The sequence below is a fragment of the Synechococcus sp. MU1655 genome (assembly GCF_023630655.1).
GTDB lineage: Bacteria > Cyanobacteriota > Cyanobacteriia > PCC-6307 > Cyanobiaceae > Synechococcus_C.
In genome coordinates this window covers 1-9726 of the sequence record NZ_JAKUHK010000050.1, presented here as the reverse complement: position 1 = coordinate 9726, position 9726 = coordinate 1, and the positions used below count along the sequence as shown (strand labels likewise).

Below are 9726 nucleotides of genomic sequence, written 5' to 3'. Positions count from 1 at the left end.
GGTCTTGGGATCAGCCGTGGAGTTCATACCCACGATTTCCAGACCAGTGTCAGCACCGCGGCTGATCCAACCCCTCAGCACATTGCGACCAATTCGGCCGAATCCATTGATGGCAACGCGCAGGGTCATGGCAGAAATAAAGCGGTCTTACCGCGTAGGGGGTTTTGGCCGCCGATCATACAGAATTTATTTGGAAATTCCTTCTATTGATCTGCTGAAAAATTGAATGGAATGACCTTCAAGCAGTTGGCCACAGGGAAAAGCTGGATTATCGTTTGCCCTCACGTTGACTCCCCTTGGCCGATTCGATCCAGCCCCAGAAGCACATTCACTTCATTGGGATGGGCGGAATCGGCATGTCGGCCCTGGCTCTGATTCTCGCTGAACGAGGCCATTCCGTCAGTGGATCCGACCGGAAACTCACACCTGCAATGCAGGCCCTTGAGAGCAAAGCACTCGCCCTATTCGATAGCCAGGTCTCGAAGAATTTTGCCCATCTCCAATCACGCGGCATCGAAGCGCCCTTGGTGGTAGTGAGTACGGCCATACCCAGCACCAATCCAGAGCTGATCGAAGCGCAGCGCTTGGATTTAACGATTTGGCATCGCTCCGACCTCTTGGCCTGGTTGATCGAACAACAACCCGCTATTGCTGTTGCTGGTAGCCATGGGAAAACCACCACAAGCACTTTGGTGACCACACTCCTCGCCACGGTTGGCGAAGACCCCACAGCGGTGATTGGTGGTGTCGTTCCGTGTTACGGCAGCAACGGGCACACCGGTCATGGTCGTCTCCTTGTGGCAGAGGCAGACGAATCCGATGGATCACTGGTGAAGTTCAAAGCCAGTCTGGGGATCATCACCAATCTCGAACTGGACCATACAGACCATTACCGCAATCTCGACGACTTGATCGAGACGATGAAAACCTTTGGCCGCGGCTGCAAACGCCTACTCATTAATCACGACGACCCAATTCTCAAAGAACACTTTGAAGCTGATGCCTGTTGGTCTGTTCATCAGGTCGAGACAGCGGATTACGCCGCTTTACCTGTGCAACTCGATGGTGATCGCACCATCGCTGACTATTACGAGCAGGGGCATCGGGTTGGTCAAATCACCCTTCCCCTTCCTGGCCTCCACAACCTGAGCAACGTTGTGGCTGCTTTGGCGGCTTGCCGCATGGAAGGGGTTCCCATCGATGCGCTTTTATCGGCTGTAACTGAACTGCGTTCCCCAGGACGCCGCTTTGATTTCCGGGGGGAGTGGCAGGGCAGACAAGTCGTGGATGACTATGCCCATCACCCCAGCGAAGTGCAAGCAACATTGACCATGGCCCAGCTGATGGTGCAAAGCGGCCGAAGCCCGTTGCCACACACACCCAAACGCCTTCTCGCTGTTTTTCAACCACACCGCTACAGCAGGACAGAAGAATTTCTCAACGCCTTTGCTCAAGCACTCGTGTCCGCTGAAGTCCTCGTTCTTGCTCCGATTTATGGAGCCGGAGAACAACCGATCGAGGGCATCAATAGTGAGCTTCTAGCGCGCACCATTCGGCTGATTGATCCCAATCAGCCCGTCTTTGTAGCTAGCACTATGGAGCAGCTCACAGGTCTGGTGAAACAGCACAGTCGGCCTGATGACCTGATCTTGGCGATGGGTGCTGGTGATGTAAACAGTCTCTGGGAACGCCTGTCTAAGAAAGGAATTGGAGGAGAGGCGTCATGTTCACCGGCGATCGCGGCCTGAATGACCTTCTCGAGTCCGGGGTCCTCCAACAGCAGGTGTGCCTCGCGAACTACACCACATGGCGTGTAGGAGGTCCAGCTGAATGGTTGGCCGAACCCAGCGATGCTGAGCAATGTCTCAGGCTTCTCCAATGGGCCCAAAAGGAAGGTCTGAAGACGCGAGTGATTGGAGCCGGATCGAACCTGCTGATTGCTGACGCTGGTCTTCCCGGTCTCACACTGTGTATGCGCCGACTCCAGGGCAGCCAACTGGATGCCGAATCAGGGCTGGTGCAGGCTCTAGCGGGTGAACCACTGCCAACGCTTGCCAGGCGCGCAGCCAGGCTTGGATTGCATGGGCTGGAATGGGCCGTTGGCATCCCTGGAACCGTGGGTGGGGCCGCAACCATGAACGCCGGTGCTCAAGGCGGCTCAACAGCCGACTCCCTGACCTCGGTGGAGGTCATCGATCGATCGCTGACGGACACGGTGAGGTCCACAACGAGGCTCAGCAATGCCGATCTCGCCTACGACTACCGACACAGCCTTCTTCAAGGCAGCGAACACTTGGTGATTGCAGCGCAGTTCCAATTGGAGCCAGGCCACGACGCCAAGGAGTTGCTGCGGAAGACCAGTGGCAATCTCAGTCATCGCACCACCACCCAGCCTTATCAATGGCCAAGCTGCGGAAGTGTGTTTCGCAACCCAGAGCCTGAAAAAGCTGGTCAGCTCATCGAGGGCTTAGGGCTCAAGGGGAAACGGATCGGAGGCGCGGAGGTCTCAGCGGTGCATGCCAATTTCATCGTCAACGTTGGCGATGCCAAAGCGGATGACATCCGCGCCTTGATCGACTTAGTTCAAGCTGAAGTGGAACGGAGACACGGAATCACTTTGCATCCTGAAGTGAAACGCTTGGGCTTTCAAACGACCGATTAGCCTTCGCGTCACTGCATTGGTGTCATGGCAGGGTTTGGACTTCCCAATTTCGGACAACTCACTGAGGCATTCCGAAAGGCCCAACAAATCCAGCAAGACGCGCAAAAACTGCAAGAGGAACTCGATGCCATGGAGATCGAGGGCAACAGTGAAGACGGTCGAGCCAGCATCTGGTTGTCTGGCAATCAACAGCCATTAAGAGTGCGACTGGATCCATCCCTCTTGAGCGAAGGACAGGAAGCCACAGAAACCGCCACACTCGCCGCCTTGCAATCGGCCTATGAGCGCTCCACCGGAACGATGAAAGAACGCATGGAAGAGCTCACAGGCGGACTCAATCTCAACCTCCCCGGGATGGGCGGCTGAGACCTAGAAGTTCCTCCACAGCTCGCCTGTAAATCGGATAGCGCTCCCAATCGCGGGTGACTCCGCATCCAGGTTCATCACGGTGCAAACAATCCCGAAAACGGCACGGATGATGCTCGAGCTGAGCTCGTAATTCAGGAAACAAAACCTCAAGGTTCCTGGGGTCGTCTGGCAACTCTGGCCGGTTAAAACCAGGCGTATCAGCAACCCGTGCCTGAGCGCCCAAGCGATGCAATTCCACATGCCGGGTGGTGTGACGTCCACGCTGAAGCCGTCCTGATACGGCACCGATCCGCAAATCCAGCTCTGGGATCAAAGCGTTCAGCAATGAGCTCTTCCCAACTCCTGAGGGACCGCACAGCACTGACAGAGACGATCCCGCAAGGCTTTGTTTCAGCTTGGACAGCCCACGACCGCTGCACGTCGACACCAACAGCGGAGGGTACCCCCAGGCCTGGAGGCGCTCGCGCAGCCGCTCCAATGCCTCCGGTTCTAAGAGATCGGTTTTCGTTAGGACCAGCTGCACCACCAGTGAGGTTCGCTCTGCGGTCAACAGAAAACGACTGGCCTGGTCGGGATCAAAAGCGGGTTGATCCACCGCCAATGCCACGACCACCGTGGTGGCATTGGCTACTGGCGGGCGTGTCAGAAAACTGACGCGAGGTTCGACATGAGAGACCACCGCACGGGCATGACTCACATCAATGGCTTCCACCCTGACGCGATCACCGACATAAACAGCCTCACCGCGATGGCTCAAACGCGTGCGCCGAGTGCACAGCAGTCGTGAGGGAATCACCTCAGAAACCTGATCCAGCTCCACCTCTAAGTAATTGGCCTGGAGCGCAACAACCATGCCGGACTGAGCCGACTGATCAACCACCACACACCACCTGAAGACGCACCCAATCTTTGGATTCGTCCGTCACCTCCACCTGATGACCATCCCGAGTCAGTCCTGGGATGACCATCTCCTCAGGCTCACCTCGATCGAGATCAACCTGAAGCTGCTGCCCGGGACGCATGGCCTCCAAGGCCAAACGGCAACGAATGAAATTGGTTGGACAGGGAGTGCCCCTTAGATCCAAAGAATGATCGGGTTGGGCCTCACTCATCCGTCAGCGTTGCCCGAAGAGTCGGGCAAATAGGCCACTCTTGTGGTGATGGTGCTGTTCGCCACGGGCTGAATGGTGTCCAGCCAAATCTTCGAGGAGACCGCGTTCCTCATCGTTGAGACGGGTTGGCAATGTCACCGTGACGGAGATGCGCTGATGACCACGGGCCACTGGATTGCCCAGCTTGGGGATCCCCTTGTTTTCAAGCGTTAAAACCGAATTTGGCTGGGTACCTGCAGGAATCTCCAGCGATTCGGGTCCATCCACCGTTTCCACCTCAATGGTGTCTCCCAGGATTGCCTGCAGATAACTGACCTTCACCTCCGAGAGGACAGTGAGGCCATCACGCCTCAGGCTCGGATGGGATTTAACCGTGAGAAAGACATACAAATCTCCGGATGGACCGCCACGCAGCCCAGCATTGCCCTCACCGGAAACCCGCAAGCGGGTGCCCGTGTCGACCCCAGCGGGAATGTTGATTCGCAATTTCTTACGGACTTGCGTGACGCCTTGACCACCACAGGAGCTACAAGGGTCAGCAATCACCTGGCCAGTGCCATTGCAACTGGGGCATTCAGCCACCTGCTCAAAATTCCCAAACGGAGTCCGAGTGGCGCGACGCACCTGCCCAACTCCGCCACAGGTGGTGCAGGTTGTCGGACCACTGCCTGCTTTGGCACCACTGCCACCACAGGTGGTGCAGGTCTCGAGGTGGGGGATGCGAATCTCCCGCTCTTGACCGAAGACAGCCTGGTCAAAATCAATCGTGAGGTCGTAGCGCAGATCATCTCCCTGTTGAGGACCTCGCCTGCGCTGACGCCCTGCCCCACCAGCAGCACCACCAAACCCACTGAAAAAGGTTTCGAAGATATCTGCAAAGCCACCCATATCGCCCATATCGGGCATGCCACCGCCACCACCGAGCCCGGCCTCACCGAACTGGTCATACCGCCCCCGAGTTTGGGGATCGCTCAGCACCTCGTAGGCGCGACCGATCTCCTTGAAGCGATCTTCAGCTCCGGCGTCTTTATTGATATCAGGGTGATATTGGCGAGCCATCCGCCTGTAAGCGCGCTTCAGGGTGTCGGCATCTGCATCCCTGCTCACACCAAGTAGGTCGTAGTAATCGGCCATCAGCTCGTCATTCCGCTGCGCACACTAGGCATAAGTTTTGAATCATTCGCTCGCCGTAGGCATCGGGGAGCCATCATCTCCTTGGATTGGTGGGGAACTGTCACCGCCCTCTGGCGCTTGAGCCGCGGCATCTGATTGCTGCGGTCCAGGTCCCATCGACACCTTGACTAAAGCGTGACGCAAGACCTTGCCGCTGAGGTGATAGCCACGCTGTAGTTCTTCAACCACCACATCTTCTGGGTGCTCATCACTGGGTTCGCGTAACACCGCTTCATGGAGACTGGGGTCGAACTCTTGTCCTACAACCCGCATGGGGGCCACACCAAGTTGCTTGAGAACATCAACGAGCTGCTTGTAGAGACCCTGATAACTGCGGTGCAGCGATTGGGCTTCCTCTCCTTGAGGATCAAGCTGTTGGCGAGCCCGTTCGAAGTTATCCACCACAGGAAGAATTTCAGTCAGGGTGCTGCAGGTGATCTGAAGCTTCAGATCGTCCTGATCCCGGCTCTGACGTTTGCGGAAGTTGTCAAAGTCGGCCGCAATGCGCACGTACTGACTACTCAAGGTTTCGTGTTCTTGGCGGAGGGTGCTGTGCTCGCGCTCCAGTTGCTCAAGCCGCGCCTCATTGTTCTGAGCGGAGGGAACTCCCTCTGAAGCAGGGTCTGGAGAAGCAGCGTCGGGTGTCTCCTCAACAGAGGGTGTGGGGTCCTGCTGGGCTTCGGGAACATCCGATGCCGAATCGTTAGCCGGGATGGAAGCGTCGCCGCTCATGCTGACCAGATGCAAAATCACGTCTAGACATGTTGAAGGGTCACATGGACCCTCCACAAGCGCGGAAAGCCGAATCAGCATGAGCGCCGACTCCACCCGAATGCCGCTACCGCCAGCTCTGCCGGCAAAGCTGATTTCAGAGGCAGAGCTTGCCGCTGGAGAAGCACTCCTTCATTCCGGGCAGGTTTTAGACCTGGAAACCTGGAAGCAACTTCAGGCGCTTCCCATCCACCTCAGCGACGACGGGCTCATGGTGGCCATCGCGAGCAGCAGCGACCGAAACAGTCGTGAACAACTCAAACAGGTTTTAAAAAGCCATGGCTACATCTCCAAACTTGTACTGGCCAATGGAGCAGATCTAAAACGAATTCTTGATCCACAAGAATTCAACTCAGGTTCAAATATCAGCCAAACATCAATTAGTGAGACAGCAAAATCACTTCTCGATGGATTTGATACTGAAGGAATCTTAAGTGCCGATCCAGACGAAGCTGAAATTCAAAGCAATTCGGCCTCCTCGCTAGACATCAATTCATCAATAACCGGTGCATCTCCAGTTGTCACATTGGTGGATCGTATCTTAATTAAGGCATTAGACATGAATGCCAGTGATATCCATGTAGAGCCGCAACAATCAGGATTGCAAATTAGGCTTAGGAAGGATGGTGTACTCACCAATTTAGCGCAACCACTCCCTACTAAATTAATCCCAGCGATTACCTCTCGCTTCAAGATCATGGCTGATCTTGATATCGCTGAAAGGAGGCAAGCACAAGATGGTCGCATCCGTAGACAGTACAAAGGACGAACTGTTGACTTTCGCGTCAACAGCCTTCCAAGCCGCTATGGAGAAAAGATTTGCTTGCGGTTACTCGATAGTCAATCAACTCAGTTAGGGCTAGAAAAACTCATCTCCAATCCCGCCACACTGGAGCTTGTACGAACCCTTGGTTCAAAACCATTCGGCATGATTCTTGTGACCGGACCAACAGGATCTGGTAAATCCACAACTCTGTATTCCTTACTAGCCGAACGCAACGAACCTGGGATCAATATCTCCACCGTGGAAGATCCAATTGAATACACATTGCCTGGCATTACTCAATGTCAAGTGAATCGAGAAAAAGGATTTGACTTCAGCACTGCTCTTCGTGCCTTCATGCGCCAGGACCCAGATGTGCTGTTAGTGGGTGAGACCCGTGATCAGGAAACAGCAAAAACTGCCATTGAAGCCGCGTTAACAGGGCACCTTGTCTTAACCACCCTTCACTGCAACGATGCCCCGAGCGCCATCGCCCGACTCGACGAAATGGGCGTTGAACCCTTCATGGTGAGCGCATCCTTGCTCGGCATCGTTTCTCAACGCTTACTCAGGCGAGTATGCAGCGATTGCCGAATCCCCTACCACCCAGATTCGCGAGAATTAGGCCGCTTTGGCCTCATGACGAGCGATGAAGGCAATGTCACCTTTTTCAAAGCCAAACACCACGAAGGGCCAGAAACACCATGCCCCACCTGTCAGGGCACCGGTTACAAGGGCCGTATCGGTGTGTACGAAGTGTTACGCATGAATGAGGCCCTGGCGGCATCGGTCGCCAAAGGGGCAACCACTGATCTCGTCCGTCAGTTAGCACTTGAAGCAGGAATGAAAACCTTGCTCGGCTACAGCCTTGATCTCGTGCGAGAAGGTCACACCACGCTGGAAGAGGTGGACCGAATGGTGTTGACAGATGCGGGGCTGGAATCGGAACAACGTGCCAGGGCCCTAAGCACAGTTACTTGCCGTGGATGTGGTGGCGGACTGCAAGAAGGTTGGCTGGAATGCCCCTATTGCCTGACACCCCGTCAGTGAAAGCTCCGGGCATGGAACTAATGATCGAAGACTTAATGGAACAGCTGGTGAACGGAGGCGGAAGCGACCTCCACATCGCCAGCGGACAGCCGCCTTACGGCCGCTTCAGTGGCGAACTGCGGCCGATGCAGGAAGAACCGCTCAGTGAAGAAGGCTGCAACCGCCTGATCTTTTCCATGCTTAATAACAGCCAACGCAAAACACTCGAACAAACGTGGGAGCTGGATTGTGCCTATGGCCTAAAAGGGGTCGCGCGTTTTCGCGTGAATGTGTACCGGCAGAAAGGCAGCTATGCCGCCTGCTTGCGTGCTCTTGGAAGCAAAATCCCCAGCATTCAGCTGTTGAATCTGCCTCCAGTCGTGGTGGAAACCAGCAAACGCCCCCGGGGTCTTGTCCTGGTCACGGGTCCGACTGGCTCCGGCAAAACGACCACGCTCGCAGCGCTTCTCGATCACATCAACCACACGCGGGCTGAGCACATCCTCACCATCGAAGACCCGATTGAATTCGTCTACACCAGTGATCTCAGCTTGGTGCATCAACGCCAACTCAACGAAGACACGCGCAGTTTTGCCAACGCTCTGCGCGCTGCTCTACGAGAAGACCCAGACGTGATTTTGGTGGGTGAAATGCGTGATCTTGAAACGATTCAACTGGCGATCAGTGCTGCAGAGACAGGGCATTTGGTGTTTGGAACGTTGCACACCAGTTCTGCAGCCCAGACGGTGGATCGGATGGTGGATGTGTTTCCACCTGGCCAGCAAACCCAGATCCGCGTGCAACTCTCAGGAAGCCTGACTGCGGTGTTCTCTCAAACGCTCTGCCGACGCCAAAATCCTGCCCCTGGGCAATTCGGTCGCGTGATGGCACAAGAAATCATGATCAACACGCCAGCCATCGCCAATTTGATCCGCGAAGGCAAAACAGCTCAGCTGTATTCCCAAATTCAAACCGGCGGCGAGCTCGGCATGCAAACCCTGGAAAGAGCCCTTGCCAATCTGATTGATCAGGGTGAAATCAGCCTTGATGAAGGACAAAGCAAAGCCAGCAAACCCGCGGAACTGGAACGCCTGATGAACACCTGAATCGGTCGGTTAGCCCATGGTCTCTTTCACCGCCACTTACACCTCAGCCACAGGCCAACCGCGAACGGTCACGGTCAAAGCCAACGATGCTGTTTCGGCCCGCCGTCTGCTGCGGAGGCGCGGAATTAAAGCGGAAGAGCTTCGCCAAGACACAGACAAAGGAAAAGGAAAAGACAAAACCAAGGCCAAAGGCGCAGGTGCAAGCTCATCAGCAGGGTGGTTGTCGATGGATCTGGGAGAAGCGTTCCAGAAACCTCCCGGGGTGAAAGAGAAAGCCATTTGGGCCAGCAAGCTGGCCGCGCTCGTGGATGCAGGGGTCCCAATTGTGCGCAGCCTCGATCTCATGGCCACGCAGCAAAAATTGCCGATGTTTAAAAAAGCTCTCACCAGCGTGGGACTCGAGGTGAATCAGGGCACAGCGATGGCAGCAGCGATGCGCCAGTGGCCCAAAGTCTTTGACCAACTCACCATCGCCATGGTGGAGGCTGGCGAAGCGGGCGGTGTTTTGGATGAATCCCTCAAGCGCCTCGCCAAGTTGCTGGAAGACAACGCCCGACTCCAAAACCAAATCAAAGGTGCCCTGGGTTACCCCGTAGCCGTGCTGGTGATCGCCATTTTGGTGTTTTTAGGAATGACGATCTTTTTGATTCCCACTTTCGCCGGAATCTTTGAAGACCTCGGAGCCGAATTACCGTTATTTACGCAATTAATGGTGGATTTAAGCGCCTTACTCCGCTCCTC

General features: G+C 55.4%; 11 protein-coding genes. 6 read left to right on the top strand and 5 right to left on the bottom strand.

The annotated features are described in order from the left end of the window. On the bottom strand, positions 1 to 129 hold a 129-nt coding region (locus NCN04_RS04130), incomplete at its 3' end, for a glyceraldehyde 3-phosphate dehydrogenase NAD-binding domain-containing protein (protein WP_284498564.1). Between the two features lie 167 nt (positions 130 to 296). Between NCN04_RS04130 and murC the strand changes: the two genes are divergently transcribed. From murC to NCN04_RS04115, 3 genes are read left to right on the top strand one after another with little or no spacing between them, the layout of a single operon-like run. Next, positions 297 to 1748, top strand: coding sequence for a UDP-N-acetylmuramate--L-alanine ligase (murC, locus tag NCN04_RS04125; protein ID WP_284498563.1), 1452 nt, complete (start codon positions 297 to 299; stop codon positions 1746 to 1748). Further along, positions 1724 to 2662: a UDP-N-acetylmuramate dehydrogenase gene (gene murB, locus NCN04_RS04120; RefSeq protein ID WP_250395254.1), complete on the top strand. Its 939-nt coding sequence runs from the start codon at positions 1724 to 1726 to the stop codon at positions 2660 to 2662. Before murC ends, murB begins: the two co-directional genes overlap by 25 nt. Positions 2663 to 2686: 24 nt before the next feature. Continuing rightward, the gene (locus NCN04_RS04115) at positions 2687 to 3028 is read left to right on the top strand and encodes a YbaB/EbfC family nucleoid-associated protein (RefSeq protein ID WP_048347613.1); all 342 of its coding nucleotides are present in this window, start codon (positions 2687 to 2689) and stop codon (positions 3026 to 3028) included. On the opposite strand, the gene rsgA is transcribed toward NCN04_RS04115, so the two are convergent. Genes rsgA through grpE form a run of 4 tightly spaced genes read right to left on the bottom strand, consistent with a single transcriptional unit; the run spans position 3003 to position 6048 of the window. Further along, entirely contained in the window at positions 3003 to 3884 is an 882-nt protein-coding gene (rsgA, locus tag NCN04_RS04110; protein ID WP_250395256.1) for a ribosome small subunit-dependent GTPase A, read from the bottom strand. The genes NCN04_RS04115 and rsgA overlap by 26 nt on opposite strands. A 19-nt stretch (positions 3885 to 3903) precedes the next feature. Next, positions 3904 to 4143 carry a sulfurtransferase TusA family protein gene (locus NCN04_RS04105; protein ID WP_250395253.1) on the bottom strand — a complete coding sequence of 80 codons (240 nt, stop codon included), beginning with the start codon at positions 4141 to 4143 and terminating at the stop codon, positions 3904 to 3906. 3 nt (positions 4144 to 4146) lie between these two features. Continuing rightward, positions 4147 to 5277 carry a molecular chaperone DnaJ gene (gene dnaJ, locus NCN04_RS04100; RefSeq protein ID WP_048347611.1) on the bottom strand — a complete coding sequence of 377 codons (1131 nt, stop codon included), beginning with the start codon at positions 5275 to 5277 and terminating at the stop codon, positions 4147 to 4149. Positions 5278 to 5319: 42 nt separating this feature from the next. After that, a complete protein-coding gene (gene grpE / locus NCN04_RS04095) occupies positions 5320 to 6048 on the bottom strand; it encodes a nucleotide exchange factor GrpE (protein ID WP_250395252.1) in 729 nt (242 codons plus the stop codon). 79 nt (positions 6049 to 6127) lie between these two features. On the opposite strand from grpE, the gene NCN04_RS04090 reads away from it, so the two are divergent. The 3 genes from NCN04_RS04090 to NCN04_RS04080 form a co-directional block, all read left to right on the top strand. Next, positions 6128 to 7900, top strand: coding sequence for a GspE/PulE family protein (locus tag NCN04_RS04090; protein ID WP_502988749.1), 1773 nt, complete (start codon positions 6128 to 6130; stop codon positions 7898 to 7900). Between the two features lie 11 nt (positions 7901 to 7911). Next, positions 7912 to 8985: a type IV pilus twitching motility protein PilT gene (locus NCN04_RS04085; protein WP_048348403.1), complete on the top strand. Its 1074-nt coding sequence runs from the start codon at positions 7912 to 7914 to the stop codon at positions 8983 to 8985. Positions 8986 to 9001: 16 nt separating this feature from the next. Then, positions 9002 to 9726: type II secretion system F family protein (locus NCN04_RS04080; RefSeq protein ID WP_250395251.1), on the top strand; the 725-nt coding region annotated here is incomplete at its 3' end.

Coding starts and splice junctions, on each gene's coding strand:
- murB (WP_250395254.1), top strand. CDS start 1,724: ATGTTCACCGGCGATCGCGGCCTGAATGACCTTCTCGAGTCCGGGGTC.
- grpE (WP_250395252.1), bottom strand. CDS start 6,048: ATGAGCGGCGACGCTTCCATCCCGGCTAACGATTCGGCATCGGATGTT.
- rsgA (WP_250395256.1), bottom strand. CDS start 3,884: ATGGTTGTTGCGCTCCAGGCCAATTACTTAGAGGTGGAGCTGGATCAG.
- NCN04_RS04105 (WP_250395253.1), bottom strand. CDS start 4,143: ATGAGTGAGGCCCAACCCGATCATTCTTTGGATCTAAGGGGCACTCCC.
- dnaJ (WP_048347611.1), bottom strand. CDS start 5,277: ATGGCCGATTACTACGACCTACTTGGTGTGAGCAGGGATGCAGATGCC.
- NCN04_RS04115 (WP_048347613.1), top strand. CDS start 2,687: ATGGCAGGGTTTGGACTTCCCAATTTCGGACAACTCACTGAGGCATTC.
- NCN04_RS04090 (WP_502988749.1), top strand. CDS start 6,128: ATGAGCGCCGACTCCACCCGAATGCCGCTACCGCCAGCTCTGCCGGCA.
- NCN04_RS04085 (WP_048348403.1), top strand. CDS start 7,912: ATGGAACTAATGATCGAAGACTTAATGGAACAGCTGGTGAACGGAGGC.